26 protein-coding genes are annotated in these 26,671 nt (G+C 31.3%); 13 read left to right on the top strand and 13 right to left on the bottom strand.

What is annotated here, in order from left to right; all coding sequences use genetic code 11:
- The first annotated feature begins 105 nt into the window (after positions 1-105).
- The 4 genes from Q1A73_RS03650 (at position 106) to Q1A73_RS03635 (ending at position 6,406) form a co-directional block, all read left to right on the top strand.
- Positions 106-1,239 carry an aminotransferase class I/II-fold pyridoxal phosphate-dependent enzyme gene (locus tag Q1A73_RS03650; RefSeq protein ID WP_299601706.1) on the top strand — a complete coding sequence of 378 codons (1,134 nt, stop codon included), beginning with the start codon at positions 106-108 and terminating at the stop codon, positions 1,237-1,239.
- Positions 1,236-3,164, top strand: a complete 1,929-nt coding sequence (locus Q1A73_RS03645; RefSeq protein WP_299601703.1) for a nucleoside-diphosphate sugar epimerase/dehydratase — start codon at positions 1,236-1,238, stop codon at positions 3,162-3,164. Before Q1A73_RS03650 ends, Q1A73_RS03645 begins: the two co-directional genes overlap by 4 nt.
- 87 nt (positions 3,165-3,251) lie before the next feature.
- Positions 3,252-4,040 carry a polysaccharide biosynthesis/export family protein gene (locus Q1A73_RS03640; protein ID WP_299601700.1) on the top strand — a complete coding sequence of 263 codons (789 nt, stop codon included), beginning with the start codon at positions 3,252-3,254 and terminating at the stop codon, positions 4,038-4,040.
- A 5-nt stretch (positions 4,041-4,045) separates the two neighbouring features.
- On the top strand, positions 4,046-6,406 hold the full coding sequence (locus tag Q1A73_RS03635) for a tyrosine-protein kinase (RefSeq protein ID WP_299601697.1): 2,361 nt from the start codon (positions 4,046-4,048) through the stop codon (positions 6,404-6,406).
- On the opposite strand, the gene Q1A73_RS03630 is transcribed toward Q1A73_RS03635, so the two are convergent.
- The 5 genes from Q1A73_RS03630 to Q1A73_RS03610 form a co-directional block, all read right to left on the bottom strand.
- The gene (locus Q1A73_RS03630) at positions 6,403-7,140 is read right to left on the bottom strand and encodes a CpsB/CapC family capsule biosynthesis tyrosine phosphatase (RefSeq protein ID WP_299601694.1); all 738 of its coding nucleotides are present in this window, start codon (positions 7,138-7,140) and stop codon (positions 6,403-6,405) included. The two genes, Q1A73_RS03635 and Q1A73_RS03630, sit on opposite strands and share 4 nt — an antisense overlap.
- A gap of 173 nt (positions 7,141-7,313) precedes the next feature.
- Entirely contained in the window at positions 7,314-8,048 is a 735-nt protein-coding gene (locus tag Q1A73_RS03625; RefSeq protein ID WP_299601691.1) for a head GIN domain-containing protein, read from the bottom strand.
- A gap of 22 nt (positions 8,049-8,070) precedes the next feature.
- Positions 8,071-9,165, bottom strand: coding sequence for a DUF4097 family beta strand repeat-containing protein (locus tag Q1A73_RS03620; protein WP_299601688.1), 1,095 nt, complete (start codon positions 9,163-9,165; stop codon positions 8,071-8,073).
- Positions 9,146-9,709 carry a hypothetical protein gene (locus Q1A73_RS03615; RefSeq protein WP_299601686.1) on the bottom strand — a complete coding sequence of 188 codons (564 nt, stop codon included), beginning with the start codon at positions 9,707-9,709 and terminating at the stop codon, positions 9,146-9,148. Before Q1A73_RS03615 ends, Q1A73_RS03620 begins: the two co-directional genes overlap by 20 nt.
- Positions 9,706-10,257, bottom strand: a complete 552-nt coding sequence (locus Q1A73_RS03610) for an RNA polymerase sigma factor (protein WP_299601684.1) — start codon at positions 10,255-10,257, stop codon at positions 9,706-9,708. Before Q1A73_RS03610 ends, Q1A73_RS03615 begins: the two co-directional genes overlap by 4 nt.
- A 220-nt stretch (positions 10,258-10,477) precedes the next feature.
- On the opposite strand from Q1A73_RS03610, the gene lon reads away from it, so the two are divergent.
- Positions 10,478-12,928 carry an endopeptidase La gene (gene lon / locus Q1A73_RS03605; protein ID WP_299601681.1) on the top strand — a complete coding sequence of 817 codons (2,451 nt, stop codon included), beginning with the start codon at positions 10,478-10,480 and terminating at the stop codon, positions 12,926-12,928.
- Between the two features lie 728 nt (positions 12,929-13,656).
- Positions 13,657-14,871: a class I SAM-dependent rRNA methyltransferase gene (locus Q1A73_RS03600; protein ID WP_299601678.1), complete on the top strand. Its 1,215-nt coding sequence runs from the start codon at positions 13,657-13,659 to the stop codon at positions 14,869-14,871.
- Positions 14,872-14,929: 58 nt separating this feature from the next.
- Here Q1A73_RS03600 and Q1A73_RS03595 read toward each other — a convergent pair whose 3' ends face one another.
- From Q1A73_RS03595 to Q1A73_RS03585, 3 genes are all read right to left on the bottom strand, one after another.
- On the bottom strand, positions 14,930-15,337 hold the full coding sequence (locus Q1A73_RS03595) for a DUF2541 family protein (protein WP_299601675.1): 408 nt from the start codon (positions 15,335-15,337) through the stop codon (positions 14,930-14,932).
- Between the two features lie 115 nt (positions 15,338-15,452).
- Positions 15,453-16,289, bottom strand: a complete 837-nt coding sequence (locus Q1A73_RS03590) for a M57 family metalloprotease (RefSeq protein ID WP_299601673.1) — start codon at positions 16,287-16,289, stop codon at positions 15,453-15,455.
- 242 nt (positions 16,290-16,531) lie between these two features.
- Entirely contained in the window at positions 16,532-16,978 is a 447-nt protein-coding gene (locus tag Q1A73_RS03585) for a hypothetical protein (RefSeq protein ID WP_299601670.1), read from the bottom strand.
- 232 nt (positions 16,979-17,210) lie between these two features.
- Between Q1A73_RS03585 and Q1A73_RS03580 the strand changes: the two genes are divergently transcribed.
- Positions 17,211-17,399, top strand: a complete 189-nt coding sequence (locus tag Q1A73_RS03580) for a hypothetical protein (protein WP_299601668.1) — start codon at positions 17,211-17,213, stop codon at positions 17,397-17,399.
- A gap of 625 nt (positions 17,400-18,024) precedes the next feature.
- Entirely contained in the window at positions 18,025-18,885 is an 861-nt protein-coding gene (locus Q1A73_RS03575; RefSeq protein ID WP_299601666.1) for a M57 family metalloprotease, read from the top strand.
- A gap of 366 nt (positions 18,886-19,251) precedes the next feature.
- On the opposite strand, the gene Q1A73_RS03570 is transcribed toward Q1A73_RS03575, so the two are convergent.
- Positions 19,252-20,085 carry an OmpA family protein gene (locus Q1A73_RS03570; protein ID WP_299601663.1) on the bottom strand — a complete coding sequence of 278 codons (834 nt, stop codon included), beginning with the start codon at positions 20,083-20,085 and terminating at the stop codon, positions 19,252-19,254.
- A gap of 337 nt (positions 20,086-20,422) precedes the next feature.
- Between Q1A73_RS03570 and Q1A73_RS03565 the strand changes: the two genes are divergently transcribed.
- A complete protein-coding gene (locus tag Q1A73_RS03565) occupies positions 20,423-21,400 on the top strand; it encodes a M23 family metallopeptidase (protein ID WP_299601660.1) in 978 nt (325 codons plus the stop codon).
- On the opposite strand, the gene Q1A73_RS03560 is transcribed toward Q1A73_RS03565, so the two are convergent.
- Positions 21,397-22,632, bottom strand: a complete 1,236-nt coding sequence (locus Q1A73_RS03560; RefSeq protein ID WP_299601658.1) for a response regulator — start codon at positions 22,630-22,632, stop codon at positions 21,397-21,399. The two genes, Q1A73_RS03565 and Q1A73_RS03560, sit on opposite strands and share 4 nt — an antisense overlap.
- 191 nt (positions 22,633-22,823) lie before the next feature.
- Here Q1A73_RS03560 and Q1A73_RS03555 point away from each other — a divergent pair, with 191 nt between their 5' ends.
- From Q1A73_RS03555 to Q1A73_RS03545, 3 genes are all read left to right on the top strand, one after another.
- Positions 22,824-23,474 (top strand): hypothetical protein, encoded by a 651-nt coding sequence (locus Q1A73_RS03555; protein ID WP_299601655.1) that lies wholly within the window; start codon positions 22,824-22,826, stop codon positions 23,472-23,474.
- A 153-nt stretch (positions 23,475-23,627) separates the two neighbouring features.
- On the top strand, positions 23,628-24,116 hold the full coding sequence (locus Q1A73_RS03550; RefSeq protein WP_299601652.1) for a sigma-70 family RNA polymerase sigma factor: 489 nt from the start codon (positions 23,628-23,630) through the stop codon (positions 24,114-24,116).
- Positions 24,117-24,122: 6 nt separating this feature from the next.
- A complete protein-coding gene (locus Q1A73_RS03545; RefSeq protein WP_299601650.1) occupies positions 24,123-24,728 on the top strand; it encodes a hypothetical protein in 606 nt (201 codons plus the stop codon).
- A gap of 75 nt (positions 24,729-24,803) precedes the next feature.
- Here Q1A73_RS03545 and Q1A73_RS03540 read toward each other — a convergent pair whose 3' ends face one another.
- Positions 24,804-25,232, bottom strand: coding sequence for a hypothetical protein (locus Q1A73_RS03540; protein WP_299601647.1), 429 nt, complete (start codon positions 25,230-25,232; stop codon positions 24,804-24,806).
- 163 nt (positions 25,233-25,395) lie between these two features.
- Here Q1A73_RS03540 and Q1A73_RS03535 point away from each other — a divergent pair, with 163 nt between their 5' ends.
- Positions 25,396-25,818, top strand: a complete 423-nt coding sequence (locus Q1A73_RS03535) for a Dabb family protein (protein ID WP_299601644.1) — start codon at positions 25,396-25,398, stop codon at positions 25,816-25,818.
- Positions 25,819-25,829: 11 nt separating this feature from the next.
- On the opposite strand, the gene Q1A73_RS03530 is transcribed toward Q1A73_RS03535, so the two are convergent.
- Positions 25,830-26,153 (bottom strand): metalloregulator ArsR/SmtB family transcription factor, encoded by a 324-nt coding sequence (locus Q1A73_RS03530; RefSeq protein ID WP_299601640.1) that lies wholly within the window; start codon positions 26,151-26,153, stop codon positions 25,830-25,832.
- Complete coding sequence (locus Q1A73_RS03525; protein ID WP_299601636.1) at positions 26,143-26,571, bottom strand: SRPBCC domain-containing protein; 429 nt, start codon at positions 26,569-26,571, stop codon at positions 26,143-26,145. The genes Q1A73_RS03530 and Q1A73_RS03525 overlap by 11 nt, the downstream gene beginning before the upstream one ends.
- Between the last annotated feature and the right edge of the window lie 100 nt (positions 26,572-26,671).

The following is a 26,671-nucleotide window of genomic DNA, read 5'->3' as shown; positions in this document are numbered from 1 at the left end:
CCTTACATTTTATTAGATTGTCATGAAAAAGAATCTAGCATTTGTTCCATTTTTGGAGCAATTGTTGAGGATAAATTATTGTTCAATAATTAATGGGGAAAAATTATGAATGCAGTAGAATCCAAAAAGATATGGCTTTCTTCACCACATATGGGGGGAACAGAGCAAAGTTTTGTTAAGCAAGCTTTTGATACAAATTGGGTTGCACCGTTAGGGCCAAACGTTGATGGTTTTGAAAATGATATAGAAAACTATCTAGAAAACGATAGCCATGTTGCGGTACTGGCTTCTGGTACAGCAGCGTTACATTTAGGTTTAATATTGTTAGGAGTAACACAAGGAGATGAAGTGTTGTGTCAAAGTATGACATTTGCAGCTTCTGCTAATCCTATAATGTATCTTGGAGCTAAACCTATATTTGTTGATAGTGAGAAAGAAACTTGGAATATCTGTCCTGAACAATTAGAATTAGCGATTAAAGATAGAATCGCTAAAGGTAAAAAGCCAAAAGCTATTATCGCTGTGCATTTATATGGAATGCCGTATAATGCCGAAGCAATCCATAGAATAGCTACCGAATATCAAATTCCAGTTTTAGAAGATAGTGCAGAGTCTCTTGGAAGTTCTTATCATGGAGTTAAGTGCGGAACTTTTGGGGATATTGCTATATTATCTTTTAATGGAAACAAAATTATTACTACCTCTGGTGGTGGAGCCTTAGTAGCAAAAGATGAAGAGGTTAAAAGAAAAGCAATTTTTCTATCTACACAAGCTAGAGATAATGCACCACATTACCAGCATAGCGAAATCGGGTACAACTACCGAATGAGTAATATCATAGCTGGTATAGGTCGCGGACAGATGGAAGTATTGGATAAACACGTTGGTTATAGACGTAATAATTTTGAATATTATTGTAAACATTTAAGTGATTCTACAGATATAAAGTTTTTGCAAGAACCTGAAGGTTCTTATTCAAATAGATGGTTAACGTGTATAGAAACCACCTCTTTTGAATTAAGAGAAAAATTACGATTAGCATTAGCTAAAGAAAACATAGAATCAAGACCACTATGGAAACCCATGCATCTTCAACCTGTATTTAAGGATTGTGATGCGTACCTCAATGGAATTTCTAATGACCTATTTGATCGTGGACTTTGCTTACCTAGCGGGTCCAATCTTGAAGAAGAAGATTTATTTAGAATTGTATCGGTAATTAAAAACGAGTTGAGATGATAAAGGATTACATAATTAATAATTCGCATAAGCATGCTTCTAAATGGCTTGTGTTGTCTATTGATATTGCTATTACTATTTTTAATTTCTTTTTAGCATATGTAGTTAGATTCGGTATAACTTTTGATTTCGACCTTACTAATTTTGTATATCAGATACCAGTTATGACCGCTTTAGCGGCTATTAGCTTCTTATTAATAGGTTCGTATAAAGGAGTAGTTAGGCATACAGGAATGAGAGATGCTTATAATTTGTTTTTAGCAGTAACTGTTCTGATAGCCTTAAGTGGAGCATTAATGGTATCGAGTAGATTGTCATTAATTCCTGAATTACTAAATATTCCAGTTTCAATAATATGTGTACATTATTTATTGAATATCATTACACTCACTACTAGTCGTTTGATCTTTAAATACTGTTATTTATATATAAAATCTAAACTGGGAGACTCTTCTAGAGTTATGATTTATGGTGCAGGAGATTCTGGTTTAATAACTTTAGCAGCTATTACAAATGATTCTCACAAATCAGTAACCGTTGTTGGATTTATTGATGATAATCCACAAAAAATAGGAAAAACAATAAACGGTATTAAGGTTTATAGATCTCAGTCAATTGATCAAACTTATATTACAAAAAATAACATCACCGAGATTATTGTTTCGATTCCGCATATCGATAAACAACGTCTTTCTCAAATTTCAGATAATTTATTGAAGTTATCTGTAAAGGTTAAGATAATTCCTGCTATTAATGATTGGATAGACGGGAAATTAAATGTTTCTCAAATTAAACAAATTCAGATTGAAGACTTATTAGATAGAGCTCCAATTGCTTTAGAAAATCAGAACATCAAGAAAGAATTACACGAGAAGGTAATTATGATTACTGGTGCTGCTGGATCTATCGGTAGTGAAATCGTGAGACAAGCTTCATTTTATAGTTATAAGCATTTAGTTTTAGTGGATCAAGCAGAATCTCCTTTATATGATCTGCAACAAGAATTACTTAGTAAAGGTGTTGTTAATTTTACACCAATAGTTGCTGATATCAGAGATCATCAGCGGATACAAACTATATTCGAGAGATTTAAGCCTAATATGGTTTTTCATGCTGCGGCGTATAAACATGTTCCTCTAATGGAAAATAACCCATGCGAGGCTATTAAAATTAATGTTTTAGGAACAAGAAAGTTAGCTGATTTATCTTCGGAATTTGGAGTAGATAAATTCGTTTTCGTATCTACTGATAAAGCGGTTAATCCTACCAATGTGATGGGAGCTACAAAAAGAGTAGCCGAGATGTATATCAAGTGTCTTCATAAAACAAGCAAGACTAAGTTCATCACTACTAGATTCGGAAATGTTCTTGGATCTAATGGTTCTGTTATACCTTTATTTAAAAAACAAATAGATAAAGGGGGACCACTTACAGTTACTCATAAAGATGTAACGAGATTCTTTATGACGATACCTGAGGCTTCTCAATTGGTAATTGAAGCCGGAACTATGGGTAATGGAGGTGAGATTTTTATATTTGATATGGGAGAGTCCGTGAAAATATTTGATTTAGCCAAAAAGATGATCAGACTATCTGGTTTAAATTATCCTAATGATATAGATATTGAAATCACAGGATTAAGACCTGGAGAAAAGCTATATGAAGAGCTATTGGCTGATACGGAGAACACATTACCTACGTATCATAAGAAAATTATGATAAGTAAACATGATGATGAAGATTGTCCACTTATTATGGATAAAATAGATGACCTATGCATCATGAATTTATTTAATCAAGACCATAAAATTGTAGGAAAACTTAAGGAAATAGTTCCAGAGTTTATTTCTAAGAATTCTGCCTTTGAAAGTATTGATGTAAAAAATCAAGAGACTAACAATAAAAACCCTAAAGTTTTAGTTTAGTCTTCTTTTAAAATTGTTATTATAAACAAGAATATTATTCTATTTTTGTTTGATATTGAAAAGCCCTAAAGAAAAGAACTTATACATATGCGTTCATATAACCTTATTATTATATTATTATTAGCTATATTTACATTTTCCTGTAAAACACCAACGGATGTTGTGTATTTCCAAGAGTCTAAAGATTTGGAAAAAATTAAATCAGCCAATTCGTTCACTCCAGTTTTTAAAGTGGATGATGTAGTGAGTATTACAGTTTCTGCTACGGATATGGATGCTGCAAGGCCTTTTAATTTAATGCAAGGAGCTAGTTTACCTGCGACTGGTGCAGAGAGTGGCGGTGCTTCTGCCAATGGGGCAAGCGAACCAACTTATTTAATTGATGAAGAAGGAAATATTGATTTTCCTGTATTAGGAAAATTAAAAATATCTGGTCTTACACGTATTCAGATAAAGGATATGTTGAAGGAAAAACTTAAAGTTTATATTAAAGATCCTATAGTTAATGTGAGACTGAAAAACTTTAAGATTACAGTAATTGGTGAAGTTGGGCAACCTGGATCATTCACCATTCCGAATGAAAGAATAACTATTATTGAAGCTATTGGATTAGCTGGGGATTTAACTATAATGGGAAAAAGAGGGAATGTAATGGTTATCCGTGAGAATGATGGAGTTAACACCTATCATCGAGTGGATCTTACTTCTAAGTCCATTTTTGATTCTCCAGTATATTACTTAGCCCAAAATGATGTATTATATGTAGAGCCAAATGAGGCAAGAGTGAAAAACTCTAAAGGTAATGATAAAACCATTGGAGTTGTGTTAAGTGTTATAAGTGTTGGTCTAGCGGTTTTAGCACTTATCTTAAGATAGTTGGTATGATTACAAATAATAGTACGGAAAACAACGATACGTTTGTTAATAACACTGCACCAAAGTCTAGTTTCAATTTTAGAGATGAAATTCTAAAATATGTAAAAAAATGGTATTGGTTTTTACTTAGTGTAATCATTTTTGGAACACTAGCTTATCTTCATGTACGCTATACAATTCCTGAATACAATGTCTCAGGAACTATACTAATATCTCAAGAGGAAAGTGTTAGCGAATCTGAATTAGCAGCTTTTAAAGATTTGGGACTATTAGATGATTCTCAGAATAAAATCGAAAATGAGATTCAAATTATGAAATCAAGAACGCTACTAACTAACGTAGTGAATAATCTGAAACTTAATGTGCAATACTTTACCAAAGGAAGAGTATTAGAAACGGAAAACTATCCTAAATCAGTGGTAGAGATTAATTTTCTTTCTGCTGATTCCATTGTGCATACCAAGTCTAAGGATTTCAGAGTCCTTATTAATTCTGAAACTGACTTTTCTTTTGTTGATAAAGAAGGGCAGAAATTAAGTGATCATTCTTTTGGAAAAACTATCAACACAAGTATTGGCGACATTGTTATAACACCTAGTATCGAGGATATTCAAACTAATAAAGGAAAGATTATCCATATTAAGGTCACTCCAGTAAATATTGTAGCCCAAAAGTATAGAAATAAATTAGCTATAATCACTATAGGTAAAGGGTCATCTATTGTTAAACTGTCTCTTAATGATCCAGTTAAAGAAAAAGCGAAGGATATCATTAATAATTTGGTAGAAGAATATAATAAATCTACCATTGAAAACAAGAAGATTACCTCAGCTAGAACTGCTGGTTTTATTAACGAAAGATTAGAGCTCATTTCTGGTGATTTATCCGCGGTAGATGACGAAGCAGCTGGATACAAGTCTAAATTTGGATTAACAAACGATGTTTCTGCTCAAACACAAAGAGTGGCAGATATAGATTCCAGAAACCTTCAAGAGATAAATAGGTTAGAAACTCAATTAAGAAAAATTGAATCTACAAGAAGATTTGTGTTAAGTCAAGATGGTAAATATGATATCCTACCATCTACATTAGGTTTCGAGGATCCTTCCATTACTTCTACGGTAGCGCGATATAACCAATTAATAAGCCAGAGGAAAAGATTACTAAAATCTTCTAGCGAACAGAATCCTGTGGTTGTTAATATTGTAGAACAAATTAATTCGTTAAGACAAGGATTAATAGCGAGTTTAAACGGTGCTAAAAACTCTATTAATATAAGTTTAAATAGTCTTAGAACGCAGGATAAATATTTTAGTGGACAATTATATAACGCTCCACTTCGACAGAAAGAACTTACTGCAATTGGAAGAGAGCAAGGAATTAAAGAACAGTTGTACCTGTACTTATTACAAAAAAGAGAAGAAGCTGAAATTACGAGTCATATCACATTATCGAATGCTCGTGTTATAGATAAAGCCTCAACTCTTGGTTCTTATCCAGTATCTCCAAATAAGAAAATGATTTATTTTGGAGCCATTTTCCTTGGATTGGCACTTCCATTTTTAACGATCTATTTATTAGATTTATTTAATACGAAAGTAAATTCTCGAGAAGACCTAGAAAGATCTCTTTCTATGCCAATTTTAGGAGCTATCCCTAAAACAAAAAGTAAGAAAAGTAAAATTGTTGTTTCTAGAAACAGTAGATCTTCAGTAGCCGAAGCATTTAGAATTCTAAGAACGAATTTAGGTTTCTTAATGGCAGGTAATCATAAAGAAACTGGAAAAGTTATCTTTGTTACCTCTACTATATCAGGAGAAGGAAAGACTTTAGTTTCATCTAACCTTGCAAAAACATTAGCAATATCTGGAAAGAAAATTGCGTATTTAGGAACGGATTTTAGAGATCCTAAGTTTCATAATTTCTTTGAATTACCTAAGGGGAAAGATACGCCTGGATTTACCAATTTCATTATGAATTTGGATTTAAAACCTGAGGATGTGATTTACGAACAAGGAGAGCAAGACCCATTATTTGTAGTGCCTTCTGGGGTAATTCCACCAAACCCAGCAGAGTTGTTGATGAATGATAGGGTGAAAGAAATGTTTGAATACCTAGGTAACAATTATGACTATATTGTTGTAGATACGGCACCAGTAAGTTTAGTAACCGATACTTTGCTAATTGGTCATTTTGCTGATTTAAGTATTTATATAGTAAGAGAAAATTATTCCGACAAAAGAATACTTCAGGTTCCTGAGAATTTCTACAGAGAAAAACGTTTACCAAATATGGCTGTGTTATTGAATGCCGCAGGTGATAAGGTTGGATATGGCTATGGCTACGGATATGGAGTTAAAGGTTAACTAAAAACTATCATATTATTTTCCATAAGTTTTGAAATTTTATCAATATACTTTGGTAAAAAGCCCTTTTCAAGTGTTTCAAACTGCTGATAATTGTGTACATCGGATCCAACAAAGTCAAAAAGATCTTCGTTTAACATTTTATAAGCCGTTTTTTTGACCAATTCGCCATAATATCCAGAAATCGAAAGTAAATTTAGCTGAAATAAAAAACCGGACTCTTTCAATTCTCTATATTTATTAAGACTATCCTGATAATAAGAATATCTTTCTGGATGAGCAAGAATAGGAGAGTACCCTTTTAATTTAATTTCAAAAAGTAATTCATTTAGATTTATTGGAGGGTTAAAAGTGGACATCTCGACCAGTATATAGTTTTTATGCAAAGGAAGAATATCTTCATTTTGAATTCTCTTTAAAAATAAATCATCTAGCATATATTCGGCACTTGCTTTTAAATTGACGTCGATCTCCAAAGTAACTAGTGCTTTTTGCATTTCATTATGTTTCTCCTGTATAATTTTAGAAGTATTTGGCCATACTTCATTCATAATGTGAGGAGTAGTAATAATTTTTGTGAGTCCTAGGTTTTTGAATTGCTCAATGATGTATGCAGATTGGTAAACTGTTTGTACTCCATCATCTATACCAGGTAATAAATGGGAATGAATATCCACATACCCTTTTGGGAGGATATCATGAAGAGGAATTTCTTTTTTCGATAAAAAATGCAACGTGTTCGTTCTTGTTTTGGGGTTATTAAAGTAGTATACTTTAATTTGATGTTAGTTCCCTTATTAACTTACATCAAGATAATTACAAAAGTAGAAATTATTAGACGTAAAAAAAACTGCCTAAGAAGTAAAACTTCTTTAAGCAGTTTTCGGATTATTGAAATATGCTTCTTTTAGTGTCTGGTAATATCTCCAGAACCAGATACCTTTTTGTCTTCTCTTTCAGGATTTCCTTGGTAATCGATATCACCTGAACCTGTAACTCTTGCTTTTATATAAGATGTAGAAGTTACTTTAATATCTCCAGATCCTGTCACTGATGCTACTACATCTTTAGCTTTTAAGTCATATGCTTTTAGATCTCCAGAACCTGTTACCGTACACTCTAGATTATCGGCTGTACCTTTTAGTATAAGGTCTCCACTTCCAGAAACCGAACTTTGGATATTATTTGCTTCTACTGCTAATCGAACATCTCCAGAACCAGAAACGCTGGTTTTAAAGTCAGATGCCTTAATAACATCATCGCTATATACATCGCCTGATCCAGTAAGACTTACTTTGCTCAAATCTTTAAAAGGTACCGTTATGATAAGTTCTTTGTTTCTGCTTACCTTTAAATAATAGCCTTTTTTTACATAAATTTTTAAAGCATCACCATCAATTTCGGTTACTACGTAAGGAATGAGATTGCTTTCACCCTCAATTTTAATGCTTCCTTCAGTACCAGATACTAAAGATACATCTAGGCTACCTTTTACTTTTACCTGATCATATTCAGATAGATTTCTCGTCTTGGTAATTACATTACCATCTCCTTCAATTTTCTTGCTATTTCCCCACCATTGTGCATTTACTGTTGTGATACTACAAATGGCTAAACTTAAAATGATTGTTACTGTTCTCATAATTGATTGAATATTTGAATGATTAATTTTTTCTTAATTTAACACTGCCATAGCTGGTAGAAATATCAATAGTATTACCACTATTTTTCTCTCCATTATAACCGCTATAATCTTTATCAGTGTTTTCTCTGTTTTTTTTCATGATATTGATATCATCGTCAAGGCTAATTCCGCCATAAGAAGTTCTAATACTAAAATCGAAGTTTAGATTGGAATTATACCCAATACCAACACCTGTATAATCTGTTCGAATAGTCACATTTTTTGTGGTAGCTTCCAGATTATCAATGGCTATCGATCCATAATCAGAATTAATGTTTACGCTTGTGCTAACATTACCAATATTTGTATCTAAGTAGTCTCCGTTTCCTTTGAAAACACCAACGTTTTCAACTTTTAAACTACCATAATCACAGTTATAATTTAATTCTTTAATAGCTTTTATTCTGGATTTGGTATAATCTGCATTAAGAAGGATGTTTTCTCCATTTTCTAAGGTAAAATCGGAGTAATCAGCACTAATTTTTCCAGCTTTCATATATTTTATTGTGCTATTATGAGTATAATCAAAGCTTATATAATTTTCATTACCCAATAATTCGCCAACAATAATTTGTCCATAATCACAGCTTAATTTTGCATTACCAGCAATTTTGTCTAGTGTAATACTACCATAATCGTTGCTTAATTGAACATTGTTAGTTATGGGTACTTTTACATTATAATTAATCTCCATTTTAATGTTACTTCCGTTCCATCCATCAGAAAACTTGGACCACCAGGATTTTCCTTCTTTATTAAAGGTAGTTTTAGCATCTACTAATGAAGCACTAGATTCAAAATCAACATCAATACTTTCCAATTTTTTGATCACTTTTTCTTCATCATTCCCATTAACTTTAATGGTGATTTCCATTACTACTTTGTTTTGGTCCCAAGATGTAATATCTAGATTTCCATAATCATTACTAATTTTGAGTAAAGCATTACTGTTTACAGAAAATTCCTTTTTCAAAGATTTTTCTTTTGTATACTTTCCTTTCATTCCGTTGTTGGCTAACACCAAAGTCGGAATAAGAAACAAAAAGCATAAGATTTTATAGTATGTTGGTTTCATTTTCAGATAATTTTAATTTGTTGATATCGTTAATTTTTTCTAATACATTTTCTAAAAGAGAAGCGCGTTGTTGAAAATTCTTTATCATAGCGCTAATAACTCTTTTGTCATTGCTACTTTCTACTAAATCCTTTTTTAAAATTTCGTAGCTAGTCTCTAATTTTTCTAATTGTTTCATAGCATCATCTACAAGTGCATTAGTCTCTTCAGATGAATTTTTGCTTATTTCTTCTAATTGATTTTGAATAGCAACGGTAAAGAAATTCTGAGTTTCTTCCATCTGAGGAGAAACACTAGCTAATTCAGCTTTTTCATTGGTCTGAAAAATAGGAGCGATCGAAATCATACCTATTAATACTGCTATTGATGCAGCAATCGCTAATGATTTTATCCAATTTCGTTTCTTAGGTTGTAAAGCAATTACTTGATTTTGTGCTTGCAATTTTTCTAAGAAGCGAAGTTTATGATCAGCTGATGGTTCAAATACATCAAGTTGATTTCCCATGCGTTCAAATAATTTGTCTATTTCATCTTCGGTTTTCATGCAACTACTAATTTTTTACGTAGACTTTCTTTTGCTCGAGAAATTAGGGTGCGACAGTTAGAATAAGATATATTCAATATTTCGCAAATTTCCTCGTAATCATACCCTTCAATTAAGTGTAATGACAATGCTGTACTATAGCTTTCCTTTAATTCTTTTAGCGTTTGTAATACTGCATTTGCTTTTACACTAGTTAAATCTTCTCTTACAACCCCTTCTGTTTCATCTGTAAGGGCATACGATACGGCTTCTAAAGGGACCTCACCATAGGTAGTACGCTTACGAGATATTGTAAGACTTGAATTAACTACTATTTTTTTTAACCACGAACCAAATAGTTTACTATCCTCTAACATAGATAATTTTGTAAAAGCTGTTAGAAAGGCTTCTTGCATAACATCTTCGGCTTCTGCAGAATCTTTTATAATTCTAAAAGCAGTGTTGTACATTGCTTTGTAATAGCGATTATAAATTTCCATCTGCGCTCCTTGATCTTGCTTGCGGCATCTTTCTATGAGCTGCTCTGTATTTAGTTCGGTTAGTGTCAAAAAAAATAATTTGTTTTAGTATAAAGATACAGCTAGTTGTATTTTGTTACAGTTTTGAAATATTTTTTTTCAAGTTTATGGCATAACAATTGAATTAGTTAAGTAGAAATATCGTTAATATCCTTATTTTATAGGTGTTTCCGATTCTAAAGTTAGATTAAATTAATTTTTACAATAATGTTATTTTGTTCAAATGACAAAATGACTTTGATATATACTTATGACAAAATCCAAATTAACAACTCTTGACAGTTTGTCATTTCAAGGGATCAATGAAGATGCTGAATTAATTCCTTTAATGACACCAGAGGATGAAGAGGAAATTGATAAAGAAGATTTACCAGAGGTACTCTCTATTTTACCTCTAAGAAATACAGTTTTGTTTCCAGGTGTTGTAATTCCGATTACTGCTGGTAGAGATAAATCTATTAAGCTTTTAAATGAAGCCAATAACGGGAATAAAACTATAGGGGTCGTTTCTCAAAAGGAAGAAGATGTAGAAAACCCAGGTTCTAAAGATATTAATACTATAGGAGTAGTAGCTAGAATCTTAAGAGTGCTTAAAATGCCTGATGGAAATACTACAGTTATTTTACAGGGGAAAAAGAGATTTAAGATAGATCAGATTATTGACGAAGATCCTTATATCAAGGCAAAGGTAATCGAAGTTCCAGAAATAAGACCTGCTAAAGAAAATCAAGAGTTTAATACGATTATTGATTCAATTAAAGATTTAGCATTGGAGATTATTAAGGAAAGCCCTAATATTCCTTCTGAGGCATCTTTTGCTATCAAAAACATAGAGAGTAATTCTTTTCTGATCAATTTTGTTTCTTCGAATCTTAATTTGCCAGTAGAAGAAAAACAAAAGATACTGGAAATTGATAGTATTAAGGATAGAGCCCTTGCTACATTAAAATACATGAATTTAGAGTTCCAAAAGTTAGAACTTAGGAACGATATTCAAAATAAGGTTCAGCATGATATGAGCCAACAACAAAGAGAGTACTTTCTTCATCAGCAGATGAAAACCATTCAGGAAGAACTGGGTGGGGTTTCACATGAGGATGAAATAGAGGAAATGCAAGCACGTAGTAAGGAAAAGAAATGGGATGAGAAAGTGCAGAAGCATTTTGATAAAGAATTATCCAAAATGCGTCGTATGAATCCTCAGGTTGCCGAGTATTCTATCCAACGTAATTACTTGGATTTATTCTTGGATCTTCCTTGGAATGAATTTAGTAAGGATCAGTTCGATTTAAAAAGAGCAAAAAAGATTTTAGATAGAGATCATTATGGATTAGATGATGTAAAGAAACGTATTATCGAATATTTAGCGGTGCTAAAACTTCGTAATGATATGAAATCTCCTATATTATGTCTTTATGGTCCTCCTGGAGTAGGTAAAACTTCTTTAGGGAAATCAGTAGCCGAAGCACTTGGTAGAGAATATGTGCGTATTTCACTTGGTGGATTACGAGATGAAGCAGAGATAAGAGGACATAGAAAAACCTATATTGGGGCAATGCCTGGTAGAATTATCCAAAGTCTTAAAAAAGCGGGGACTAGTAATCCAGTGTTTGTTTTGGATGAAATAGATAAACTTTCAGTTGGAAATCAAGGGGACCCTTCATCAGCTTTGTTAGAAGTATTAGATCCTGAGCAAAATTCGGAGTTTCATGATAACTTTTTAGAAATGGGATTCGATCTTTCTAAAGTAATGTTCATTGCTACCTCTAATAGTTTAAATACAATTCAGCCTGCCTTGCGTGATCGTATGGAAATTATAAATGTTACAGGTTATACAATAGAGGAAAAAGTAGAAATTGCAAAACAACACTTACTTCCAAAGCAATTGGTAGAGCATGGGTTAGATAAATCTCATCTTAAAATAGGAAAGGCTCAATTAGAGAAAATTGTTGAAGGATATACTAGAGAATCAGGAGTTAGAGGATTAGAAAAACAGATAGCAAAAATGGTTCGTTATGCTGCCAAGAATATTGCTATGGATGAATCCTATAATGTAAAGGTGAGTAATCATGATGTGGTAGAAGTTCTTGGAATTCCTCGATTAGAACGCGATAAATATGAAAGCAATGAGGTAGCAGGAGTAGTTACCGGATTGGCTTGGACCAGTGTTGGTGGCGATATTTTATTTATCGAATCCATCTTATCAAAAGGAAAAGGAAGTCTTACCATTACAGGTAATCTTGGTAAAGTGATGAAGGAATCTGCTACCATAGCCATGGAATATATTAAGGCCAATGCAGATGTTCTTGGAATTAATCAGGAAATATTTAGTAACTATAATGTGCATATTCATGTTCCAGAAGGAGCAACACCAAAAGATGGACCTAGTGCTGGAATTACAATGCTTACTTCATTAGTCTCTTTATTTACTCAAAGAAAAGTAAAGAAGAGTATTGCAATGACTGGAGAAATAACATTAAGAGGAAAAGTGTTACCAGTAGGAGGTATTAAAGAAAAGATACTTGCAGCAAAAAGAGCTCATATAAAAGAAATTCTGCTTTGCGAAGATAATAAGAGAGATATTGATGAAATAAAGCAAGAATATCTAAAAGGATTAAAATTTCATTATGTAAAAGAAATGAGTGAAGTTTTGGAATTAGCTTTGACAAAAACTAAAGTAAAGAATGCTAAAAAGCTATAATTCAGAACAGTAAAAAGCATTTAAATTTATAAAAATCATTTTTCTATCTAAGAAAAATGATTTTTTTTTGACCTGAAACCTGTTGATTTTACTGGGATTTGATAGGTTTTGTTGTTTTTATTCAAAAAAAAAATAAAATAAAGTGTAACAATATTACATCATGTGCGTCATATAGATGTAAACAGTAGAGAAATCAACAAGATCTATTACTAGATAAACAAAAGTTGAATTGAATACTAAAAGAGGGTAGATCCTGATACTTCTTGGGATGTATGCTTTTTAAACATAAGAATCGATTCGATTAACAATCAAAAAGCGAGATTTACTTTACTTGATATTTACAAGTTCGAACAATACTTTTTTTGGGCGTTTATCCTGATACTTCTTGGGATGGGCGCTTTCTTTTTTTGTTAAAATTCCAACTATTTTCTTCCACTTTTTTTGAGGTTAAGACGCAATAGAAAATGATATAATTGTTTTACTTTTATAATAAGAAACCAGACTTTTATTAACATTCGTGTTATAATTAACCAACAAATATATTACACGCGAAATACTCTTAAATCTCAATGTAAGATGTCACACCTATCATATGTCTAATCTGACTTTTCCGATATAGGTTACACTTTAAAAAGTTTTGGTTAAAACGGGGTTGTCTTGCACATACAATCCCGTTTTTATTTGTAATAATTCTCATAAACTAAAAAATATTATTATTCTTGCAGAATATGAATCTTATTCCAGATATCACAATTCAACGACTAGCGATAAAACTAAAACCTTCTGCCGAAAAAATGGTTAGAAAGGAGCATCCATGGATTTTTGAAAACAGTATTGCGAAACAGAGTAACAAAGGCAATGCAGGGGACTTAGCAATTATTTATGATAATAAAAAGAATAAGATACTGGCTATAGGATTATACGACCCTTATTCTCCAATTCGGATAAAATTAATTCAATTTAAAAAAGCAGCTCAGATAAACAATGATTGGTTTGCCACGAGGATTCAGGAAGCTTATCAACTAAGAAAACCTTTATTAGAAACGGACACCAATAGTTATCGATTACTTTTTGGAGAGAATGATAGAATGCCAGGTTTTATCACCGATGTATATGACGAAGTATTAGTAATAAAATTATATTCTCATATTTGGTTTCCATATTTAAATTGGATCGTTCCTCATTTAATAGAAGTCTCTAATTGTAATACGGTAGTTTTACGATTAAGTAGATCTTTGCAAACTAGTGGAAATACCTTCGGTGTATCTGATGGTGATGTTATTTATGGAGCATTAAAAGATGAAGTTGTAATTTTCAGAGAGCATGGTGTATTGTTTTCCGCGAATGTTATCAAAGGTCATAAGACTGGGTATTTCTTAGATCATAGACATAATAGAAAAAGAGTAGGGGAATTAGCAAATAATAAAACTGTACTAGATGTTTTTTCGTATGCAGGAGGTTTTTCTATTCACGCATTAGCAGGAAGCGCAAAAGAGGTTACAAGCCTCGATATCAGTAAGCATGCTTTGGAAATGGCAAAAGAGAATGCTCAGCTTAATACGCATTCAGGAACTCATAATATTATGGTTGCAGATGCTTTTGAAGGTTTACAACAATTAATCGATGATAAGCAACGATTCGATATTGTGGTAATCGATCCTCCTTCATTTGCTAAAAGAGAAAGTGAAATAGATGGAGCAAAAAATAGCTACGCTCGGTTAGCAAGACTTGGTGCTCGTTTAGTAGTGAATAAAGGGATTTTAGTGTTAGCATCTTGCTCTTCTAGAGTACAATCAGATGTTTTTTTTAGCATATGTGAAGAACATATTATCAATGCTGGTAGAAGTTTTACGGTATTGGAAAAAACATTTCATGATATTGATCATCCAATTGCTTTTAAAGAAGGAGCATATTTAAAATGCGGGTATTATTTATTAAATTAAGTTGAAGTATTCTATAAACTATAAAATACTTCAACATTTTTATATCAAATATTTACCACTAGTGCTTGCCAAAAACATGTACTTTAGCACGTTTCCTAGATAAATTTTTTGTATCATAAAAGAATGTAATATCTCTTATAATTCTTTTATTTCCTTTTAAATCGATAAGTCTAGTTGTTCCGCCTTTAGCAACATTCTTTTTGATAGCGATTACTTGTTTTTCACCATTTCCGTATTGAACAACCACTCTGTGCATATTTAGAGAACCATTAGTTACCTTTAGTTTTAGTTTTTTAAATCTTCCATCTTTTGCCGTTACTTTAATAACATCTCTATCTAATTTGTAATTCACCGTTCTGGTTCCCAAATGTTCCCATTTTAAAGGTGCAATGGTAAAACTACTTCCTATTAAAAAGATTACGACTAATAATGGTAATGTTATTTTTAGAGTTCTTATAGTTTTCATAGTATTAAATTTTATGTTCGCTAATAAGACTAGTTGAAAAGAAAAAGGTTTAATGAATACAAAAGCCATATAAAAAATTATATGGCTTTAAAAGGTTTTAAGATATGTGATATGGTTAATAAAGTATATTCAATGCTGTTCTATCTGTATCCGTAAATTCTCCATCTTCATCACTGCCAAAGCAAGCCAACATAATCGAATCTGCATCTGGAGAAGTTGGTGTTCCAGGTATCCAAATCGCTGGTGGTTCTACTTGTATGCCTCCAGTGTTTCCACAGCTTTGTCGGTTAATCCAATCCTGATGTCTTAAACCGAGACAATGTCCAATTTCATGGGTGATTACATGTTCATTAACATTAGTACTAAAAGCTTGGGTTCCAGAGTTAATTCTAACCCAAGGATAAGGTTTACCTAATAAATCAGGAAATCCAGCACTTCCGCCTCCATTTGGGTTATTAACTTGGAATACTACGATGTCGGCTGCTCCAATATTTGCGCCAAACGTAAGATTGAAATTAAGACTATTTGGTAATGCATTATAATTGTTAACTGCCCATCGTAAGGCTGTTTGCATCCTTGATGTAAGACCGGCACTTCCTCCTGTAAACCCAAGAATATTGATGTTTCTATTAGCTGGAGATACAATATTGATATCACGATATTGCTTATTTCCATTTTCTAAAGGTTCTAACGCTGCATAAGAATCTAAATCGGATACAGGTACCATAATATCACCTGAGATAAAATATGTATTTGTTTTTTTATCTGGAGTAGTGATTTCTTCAATAGAGACATTATCTATATTGATACCCATATTAAATAATTTATCGAGCTGCTCTTTTGTTGGTTCTTGAATAAATTCTTGTGTTTCTTCGGAAATCTCCTTTTTCTTGCAGGAATAAAAGGTAAAAATAAAAATGGCTAGTAATGTTGAAAATCTAAGTGCTTTCATAGAAATGTATTTAGTTTGATTAGTTAATTTTTATCTAAATAGGGATTCTAATGGGGAAGCTTGTTACCATTTCTCAGACCTGAAAAAAAAGTAAGATTGTAACTGGGATAAATTATAGTGTGTTATTACTTTTAACTTGAAACAAAAGTATAAGGAAACAGTTCATAAAAAAAGGGGATTAGAACCCATATTTACGGGTTAAAATCCCTTTGATAATTTTAAAATCTAACAAAATATGAAGTTTATTCCACTTTTATATAATTTTCTGATCTTGAATACTGTCCGTTTTCATCGATTGCAATTTGCTGATAAGAATTTTTATTCATGACTAGTTCAAATTTAAATACTTGGGTAGTGTCTACAATTTTCATCATTGGACCAGAAGCATATTCTAATCGCTCTTCTAAAATGGTTCCTTTTATGGTATATGTGCCATAACCGAACCATTCATTATTATCTGACGGATCGAAACGTGTCCACATCACTTTTCCCTTGCTATACATTTTTACTTGGCGATAACCATTGATATTATAGATAGTGTCCGAAATTTCATTATGATCATATAAAAACTGATGTTTTAAGTCCCACACACCTTCAAGGTTATATAAGTCCATAGTGCTACTAAAATTATGATTATCGAAGGTGTTAATTGAGAATAAGCTACAGGTAATTAAAAGGAAGAGTTTCATGATGGAATGATTTAATGTTTGACCATCAATAAGTTACGAAAAAAACATGAATTTTTAAACTTAAAACTTCCTTTATAATTGAAATATATATGATTGTGAATAAGAATTTGATAACATCATAAAACAGTAGTGAAAAGTAGGCTTGTTAAAAAGTAAATTTGAACAATTAGAATTATGATATATTACTCGTTAATTATTGGCAGGGTAATTATTATTAAGAAATAAATAGTTTATGACCGAATATGTATTGCTTACCGATGATCAAACTTATTTTGTAGAGTATCTAATTGGAGAATTGGTTTTGTCTAATAGTATAAGTGAGGCGATGAAATTCAATGATGAACATTTAGCATTAAAATTCAAGAAAATGCTTCATAGCTCATGTAAACTTACTACTAGTGTAAATACTTATATAGAATAATGTTATCCGTATTTTATAATAGTGGAAAGGTTTTATTTTGGTAAAAAACTACCTCTATAATGTATTTTATGTTTTTCCCATTTTTTTAATAGTTATCGTCTTTTTGTTGAATTTTATTTACGGTTTTGCCGTATTTTTAAAAAAATATTTAGTATTTAACTTTTTTCTTTAAAAAAAACATATATCTTGCCGTCGCATTAATAGTGAAATTTTCCTCGGAAAAAAATTAGTGTAGAACTAAGTAACTATGGTTCTTAATATATTATACAAACTCAACTACTTAAAATGAAGACGAATAAAATTAAACCACTTGGTTTGGTCAATCTTTTGCCCACCAAATCCTTCAGAAAAAAATATAGGACTTATTTTGATATACTTCATCAATAGGACTTTCTAAGGTTTTTATTTAACCATACGCTTTTAGATATTTTTATACTATTCTATACTATTAAAAATTTCTATGTTTTAGATTTTTTAAAATCCTTATCCTTTTCGAAAATTATTAATTTAAATAAACACAATATCTTTTGCTGTCTGCATAAGGTGTATCTTTTATAAACATTTTGCTACTATGTGAATGCTAACTACATTCTTTTATTAGTAGTAAAACAAACTCAACTTAGAAATGAAAAAAATCAAATTATTAGCGCTTAGCGCTGTAGTGGCAGGATTAGTAATCTCTTGTCAGAAAAATGATGTTAATGAAGCTCAACCTGATTTAGCATCAGACTTATCAATTGAAGAAATAGAAGCTTTAACCAAGGCAGCTGTAAATCCTAATGGTGCTGTAAAAGAAATGATGACAGATTTAGACGGTAATGCTACCATGTATGTTATTTCTGGCGATATTGCTCTAGAGCGTAAAAAACTTTTAAATGGTGACTACGCTATGTTAGAAGGTGAAAACAGCACTAAACAGTATAGAACAACTAATTTGATCAGTGGTGCAAATACTACTATAGATATTTTAGGATTTACAGGGTCTTGTTGTGCTTTAACAACAAATATGCGTACTGGATTACAGTGGGCTGTAAATAACTTTAATAGATTAAACACAAATCTAAATTTTAGATTAACATTTGGATCTAATACAAATGGTGCTGATATGATAGTATTCAATCAAGGAGGAACCGGAGTTGGTGGTCGTGCCGATTTTCCAAGTGGTGGAAGACCTGGTCAATTAATTAGAATTGATGGAGGGTTAGCAAATAGTAATAATAACATCAATGAGCACGTAATCACCCATGAAATAGGTCATGCTGTAGGTTTAAGACATACAGATTATGCGAGAAGAAGATGTGGAAATAATAACGAGGAAAATCCACCAAGCGGTTTTGGAGCAATTCACATTCCTGGTACACCAACAGAAAACAGATGGGGTGCTGCTGGATTGGATTCAGGTTCTATCATGATTTCTTGTTATGATAACAGTACACAAGGAGAGTTCTCTAATTTTGATGTTGTAGCATTAGAGTTCTTGTACTAATAAATAAGCAAAAGTGAAATAATTAAATAAAGATATACCTTATACAGACTAAGAGCCATCTCATTGTTGAGATGGCTCTTTTGCTTATTTATGATGTTATCTTCTGTGTTTTTATATACGTTTAAACACTATTAAATAACTAAACATAGCTATTGATTTGTGCGGTAATTTAAAGTAAATACTTTATAATTAGTTCAAATCCAAGGATAGATAGCTTATGTGGTTTTAATTAAAGACAAAATGGTATTACAATATTTACGTTTTGTATTGATTCATGGTGCTGATATTTGAATCTAACAAACGAATTGTAAACAAAAAAAAGACCACCTAATGGCGGCCTTTTTTGATATTATAAATTCTTTCTTCTTAGTTAGAAGATAACATTGCAAAGAATTTGTCAAGATTTGGTAATAATACAATTCTTGTACGTCTGTTGATTGCCATATTTTCTTCCGTGTCATTTTCAACTAATGGCTGGTAACTGCTTCTTCCAGAAGCGATTAATTTAGCAGGATCTACATTATACTTATTTTGTAATAATCTAGTAATAGAAGTTGCTCTTTTAACACTTAAATCCCAGTTATCTTCTAATGCAGGAGTACTGATAGTTCTAGGATCTGTGTGTCCCTCAATCATTACATCAAGACTTGGCTCTGAGTTAATTACTTGAGCAAGTTTTTCAAGGATATCATTTGCTTTATTACTTACTCTGTAGCTTCCACTATTAAATAGCATCTTGTCCGAAATAGAGATCATTACTACCGTTTGATCAATATCGATAGAAATATCTTCATCCTCTTTTAAGCTGTCATCTAATGAATTCTTCAAATTATGAGAAACTGCAAGATTCATTGAGTCTTGTAATGTTCTAGCACCTTGTAATTTTTCAGGACTAACCTGAGCAAGGGTTTCATTCATTTTCTTTTTGGTGTTGTTAGAGATTACAGCTAGGTCATCCACCATCACCATTTTTTCATTATTAGAGTCTCTTAGAGAGTTAATCTTTGCGTTATAATCAGCAACTCTTGCTTCAATTTTTGCAAATTTAGACTCAAGCTCTTCTTTCTCTACGGTAGTCTTCTGTAATGTACTACGCGTATTGTTTAGATCTTGCTCAAGAGCCAAATACTTCTTCTTTGATACACAAGAGGTAGTCATCAAGGCTCCAGATAATGCGATTAGTGTGAATACTTTTTTCATGGTTATTTAATTAATCTTTTATATGCTACCTAAAACTGATTGTGGAGCATTTTATTATAATTTTACCTACTAAACTTTTCACATTAAATTCTTAAAATATGTTAAAAAGTTTACATAAAAAACATATCCCGTATTGTTTTTACGGTAAATATATCAAGGCTTTTTGCGTAATATTTTGATTTTTAACCATTTGTTTGTTTAACTGCTTTTAAAAAAGAAATATTGTTATTAAATGAATAATTAATATTATTGTAACGCCTTAAACAAAATATCGTCTTACTTAAAAATGAAAGTGCTTTGAATAAAAATTACTTAGGATTTAAAATTTTTGACATTCATGTTTTTGAATAAAGGGAAACTCACGTTCTTATTAACTCTAGTCGGTATAGCTACTTCATCTTTGTTTGCACAATATTCCGATAATACTAAGGCTAAAGTTTTATTGGATTACAAAGAATTGGTCTTAGATGGTAAGAAGACATATTTGCCTATCTACAAGGTTAATCGGCAATATATTATTACTCAGAATAACGAAGAAGAAGGAGTTATAAATAAGGAAATCATCACAAGCGTATATGATGAAAATTGGAATACCAAGGTTTTCAATACTTTTTTGAAAAAGAAATTCGATAAACGTCCTTTTTTGCTTCATTTTAAGGATTCTGTATTCTCTTCACCTGTTGATCATAAAATGGTGGTTACCTCTAGGTATGGTTGGAGAAGAGGAAGAGCACATCAAGGTATAGATATTGATCTTCAGACAGGCGATAATGTAAAAGCTTTACTTGGTGGGAAAGTTAGATATGCAAGACGACATTCTGGTCATGGAAAAACGGTAGTTATAAGACATGAAAATGGTTTAGAAACCGTTTATGCTCATCTTTCTAAATATATGGTAAAAGAAAATGATCTTGTAGAAAAAGGACAAGTTATCGGTAAAGGTGGAGTATCTGGGAATGCTAGAGGAAGTCATTTACATTTGGAAGTGCGCTACCATGGTAAAAGCATACATCCTGAATATCTTTTTGATTTCTCTGAAAATACCAAAGTAAGGTCTGAACAAATTGCGGTTACCAAAAAGTGGATGACGCCTAGATCACATCGTTCTACAAGAAAAAGTAAAATAGTAGTTCAACAAACGATAGAGAAAATAATTGAAGAGCCAACTACTAGAAGTGTTTATGTTGTTCAGAAAGGAGATACATTGCATGGTATCGCTAGGAAACATGACATTGAAGTTTCGGAAATCTGTAAGATTAATGAAATAAGATATAATTCAGTACTAAATATCGGACAAGAAATAGTTATTTACTAAAAACTATTCGGTATATGTTTATGGATCATTTCTAATAAGATATTCTTATCATAAGGTTTTAATATATAGTCGTTTAAACCCGCTTGCATAATCTGTCTATTTAACTGAGTCACATCTACAGCAGTTAGTGCAATAATAGGTGTTTTATGATCAAATTCTCGTATTCTTTTTGTGGTTCCTATACCATTAAGTTTAGGCATGTTTATATCCATTAAAATAATGTCGTAAGAATTATCTTTGGCAAGTTCAATAGCATCAAACCCGTTATCTATTGTTGTGCATTCAAAATTTTCTTTGGATAAAATTTTATTAGCTACTAATAAATTTAGTTTATTGTCATCAACTATTAGTGCTTTTTGTTTTTCATTCCCTGTAGACTCATTATTTGTGCTCGCATTTTCGTTCACAGTTTCTAAGTCTACTACAAACGCATATTCAGATCCTGCATGAGAATTATTTTGTACGATAATTTCTCCTTCAATAGATTTAGCCAATCCTCTTACGATTAATGAATTAAGTCCACTTCCTAAATACGATTTTTTCACCTTATCAATATCAATAAACTCTTGGTATATAGATCTTTCATCTTCTTTTGTAATCTCGTTTCCATCATGCTTAATTTTAAAAGAAATATTATTCATACTTCCTTTTTTGGTAATTAAATTGACAGAAAAAACAATATTTCCATTTTTAGTAAAGCGTAAGGCGTTACTAATCAAGTTCATTAAAATTTGTGAAAGGATAGAAGAATTTCCAATAAGCTTTTCTGGAATTTCATCATCGAACTCTAAATTTAGTGTATTACCACTATTTTCGGTAGCGTAACTAAAAGAATTAACCACATTTTGAGTTAGTTCTCTAAGATCAATCTGCTGCTTATCAACCTCTATTTTTTCAGTTTCCAGCACATTAACCTGTAATACATTATTGATGAGCGTTAATAGATAATCTCCAGAAAACTTTAGGGATTTAAGATTTTTATTATCCGACAATTCTGGGTGTTCATTTACCAAAATATTGGTTAATCCCATAATTCCGTATAACGGAGTTCTTAATTCTTGACTCAAAGAAGAAATAAACTCTTGATTTTTTTGTTCTTTTTTTTCTGTAGAACTAATTAAAGTACTTAATTCATCATTTTTCCGTTTAAGTTTAGATGCTAAACTGATATATCGAAAACCTAAAAAAATGACTACTGCTAAAAGAACAATTATTATAGGGAAAATATACATGGGTTGTTTTTTATAACAAAATAATAAATATCGGATTTATCTTACAAGTATCAACGGGTGTTTTTTTTGTTAATATGTGATTTTTGATGTTTTGTACGGTTTATTCGTAGTTTGGTAGAGTTTTTGAAAGTAATTAACAGAAAAAAGTAAGGGATTAGTTATCTTTAACGACTATATGGCATAAAGGAAGAATGAAGACGAAATCAACTGTTATATCGATATTTTTTTTGTGGTTTGTAGCTACGCTACAGGCACAAATAGAAAAACCTATTTCATCTTTACAAATAGACAAAAACAGTGATTTAAAAACCAGTACTTATAAACTTACTCCGGGTTTAACAAAACCTAAAAACAACTTTTCTTTATATACCAGCTTAGAAGATTCTATTCGATTTAATAGAACGCAGAAACCTTTTGATATGACAGGTAATAATGGACTTTTAAAACCAAATTTTAAGTCAGTTCCTAAATGGTTTCAAAAAGATAAAGAAATAAAGGAAGAATATAAATCAGACCAGTACTTGGGTGATTTTAAAAGTAATTCAGAGTTTGTTTATCTTATTTATAGGGACCATGAATCAGTAGACGGAGATTTAGTACGAATCTTTTTGAACGATGATGTTATCCGTTCTAGTGTTTATTTAGATGCTGTTTTTCAGGGTTTTAAAATTGATCTTATAAAAGGTTTTAATAAAATCGATATTCAAGCTTTAAATCAAGGTACTTCTGGTCCAAATACCGCAGAATTCCAACTTCATGATGACCAGGGTAATATCATTACCGCTAATGAATGGAACCTTACAACAGGTGTAAAAGCTACTTTAATAGTAGTAAAGGAATAATTTTTTCATCCATTTTTATTCGACGATCTACCGTTTTTTTAAGTGGTTTCCACTACTTTTTATAACTTCATATAAAAGTTTTTTCAATTTTTTTTAGAAATAATGTGATTTTTTAATCATAAGGTATACTTATATAGAAAATGGAATCTAAAAATGAGTAAGGAAGAAGAATTTACTCGCATTATTAAACAAAATGAAGGTGTTATTTTCAAAATAACAACCGTGTATACAGATCAATCTGAAGACCAACAGGATTTGTATCAGGAAATAGTGTATCAATTATGGAAAGCCTATGATAGTTTTAGAGGTGATGCCAAAATTAGTACCTGGATGTATAGAGTTGCCTTAAATACTGCAATAACTAGATTAAGAAAGGAAAAAAGAAAAGGAAGCAAAGTTGGGATTGATCAGGTAGTATTGAAACAGACAGAGAATTACGACACGGAATTCGAAGAGAAATTAAAGGTTGTATATGCTCATATAAAAATGCTTAATGATCTCGAAAAAGGTTTGATTTTATTACTATTAGAGGGAAAAAAGTACGAAGAGATAGCTACAATTACTGGATTAAGTGCTACAAATGTTGGAACACGTATTTCTAGAATAAAACAAAAATTGAAGACGCAAATAATTAAAAAATAAATGGGGATGGAATTAGAGGAAATGCAAACAGTATGGTCTGATATAAGTGACCAATTAGAAAAACAAAAAAAATTAACCGATAAAATGATTATTATGATGACACAGGAGCGATACAGAAAAAAATGGAACAAAATTGCCTATCCAGAGATTTTAGGAACTATTATTTGTTATGCAATGGCTATTTTAATAATTGTAAAGTTAAACACCCTTGATACTTGGTATAATGCAGTATTTGGAGTTAGTTGTGCCATTATATTATTAGTATTGCCAGTTTTGTCATTGCGATCCATTAATAAAATGAGTAGTATTAATTTTTATGAAAATACATATAAGGATACATTAATTACCTATACAAAACACAAAAAACAATTCCAATCACTTCAAAAAGCTTCATATTATTTGAGTTTTTTATTGATATTTTTAATTCTTCCGGTTACCTCAAAAATAATAGGAGGGAAGGACTTGTTTGATGATGTAGATAAACTTTGGTCAATAGCATTTTTTATACCTTTTGGGATTATCTTTTTCATATTCTTCGCAAAGTGGGTAAAAAAGATATATGGTAAAAACATGGAAGCAGCAGAGAATATCCTTAAAGATCTAGAGGAATAAGATGTAGATAGCTTTATACAAAACAAAAGCAGTATTAATTTAAATACTGCTTTTGTTTAAAAGGAATTATAGGTTTTATGAAATCCATCCTTTATTGTTTGCATATTTAGAGAACCAAATTAGGAATGCTCCAAATACCACAATACAAATAGGCATATAAATTCGTTGACCAGTTAATGCTACAAAATCCTGAATAAAGAAATTATAAAATTGTTGGGCAAGTACAGTTACTAAGGAAATGATAAACAATATGATAGCCCATTTTTTCTTTATTAGTAATGCAATAGATCCAAGAGTTCCAGAAAACACAGCTATTGCAAAAACGGCAGTTACCCACGCGGGAATATTGTTATAAAAGTTTTGATCTGCTTCTGGCATCGTTTTTAAGATCTCATCAGTCATGTATGCCTGTGCCAAATAGGCCATCACTCCCATAAGATTCCATAATAATGCAATAACGCTTATAATCCAGAACCAGATGGGGATTTTGATATTTGTATTCATAATTGATTGGTTATTAAGTTGTTTTGTAAAAACAATGTAGTTATAAACATTGTAATACCAAAATTATGTATTACGTCTATAGAATTATTACTCGTTTAATCTTTTATTTTATGTAAACAACAGTTAGTTTTTGTAAATTTAAAAACTAACTAATTTTTATAATATGAATCTCTTAAGGCAATGGAACAAAGTATATCGTGTATGCTGTTTATTATTGATTAGTGTAATGATTTTATCAGTATCGTCTTGCAATAATAGAGAAGAGGTATTTGACAAGCATTTTGTTCATTCAGTATATATTTGGCTTAAAAATCCAAATAATCCAGACGATAGAAAGAAATTTGAAGTTGCGTTAGATAAATTTTTAAAAACCTCTAAATACGCAAAAACCAATTTTGTGGGAACTCCCGCAGGAACAGATAGGGAAGTAGTAGATAATACCTATACCTATAATATTGTTGTAACTTTTTCTTCTAAAGAAGAACAGGATTTATACCAAAAAGAAGATGCTCATCTTTTATTTATTGAAGAAGCTTCTTTTCTTTGGAATAAGGTACAAATATATGATGCTATTGGCTTGAATTAGATCTTATGCTATTAAGAACTTTGATCTAAATAAGATCCTAAATTGTCTAGGGAGTCATCCCAGAATTTTTCATAGAATTTTAACCATTTGCTAACTTCTATAAGTGGTTTGGTATCTGCACTACAAAAGCGTTCTCTTCCTCTTGTACTTATAGTAATCAGACCAGCATCTTCAAGCGTTTTTAAATGTTTAGTAACACCCTGTCTACTAATGTCGAATTGACTAGATACCTGAGTGATAGGAAGCGCGGTTGCTGTAACAACAAGAGCGTGAAAAATTTCGCGTCTTGTGGGATCTGCAATAGCCTTCAATATACGAGTGATTTTATCCTGCATGAACTTCTTGAATTAAATAATTTAAAAGACCAGTTAAGCAGTTATCCCATCCACCATTAAAACTGGTATACATTTCAATAGCTGTTGTACCAGCATAATTAGAAATCCCTGAATGTTCTAATACCAATTTAGTGCCTTCAGAAGTTTCAGTAAGTTCCCATTTCACTATGGTATCTACGTCGGTACCTTCAATCTTCCAAGTATAGATTAGGGTGTAAGGTGTTGCTTGTTTAATAATGCCAATAATAGGTTCGCAATTTTCTTTATCAGGTGAGTTAAAGGTATAATGGTAACCTACTTCAGCATTGAAATCAGCAGGTAGAAACCAATTGGATATTTCTTCTTGTTTGGTAATAGCATTCCATATTTTGTCAATTGGATGTTTAAGAATACGTTCTTTGATAATTCGATCTTTCATGATGTTCGTTTTTTAAATGATTAATATTATGCAACTTTACGGTTGCTAATTTAATCAAAATTATTTAATACGCAACATTTTGGTTGCATTTTTTAAATAT

It is taken from the genome of uncultured Aquimarina sp. (genome assembly GCF_947492115.1).
In the GTDB taxonomy this organism is placed as follows: domain Bacteria; phylum Bacteroidota; class Bacteroidia; order Flavobacteriales; family Flavobacteriaceae; genus Aquimarina.
The sequence above is the reverse complement of the archived record's forward strand: the minus strand, read 5'-3'. Positions and strand labels throughout refer to the sequence as shown.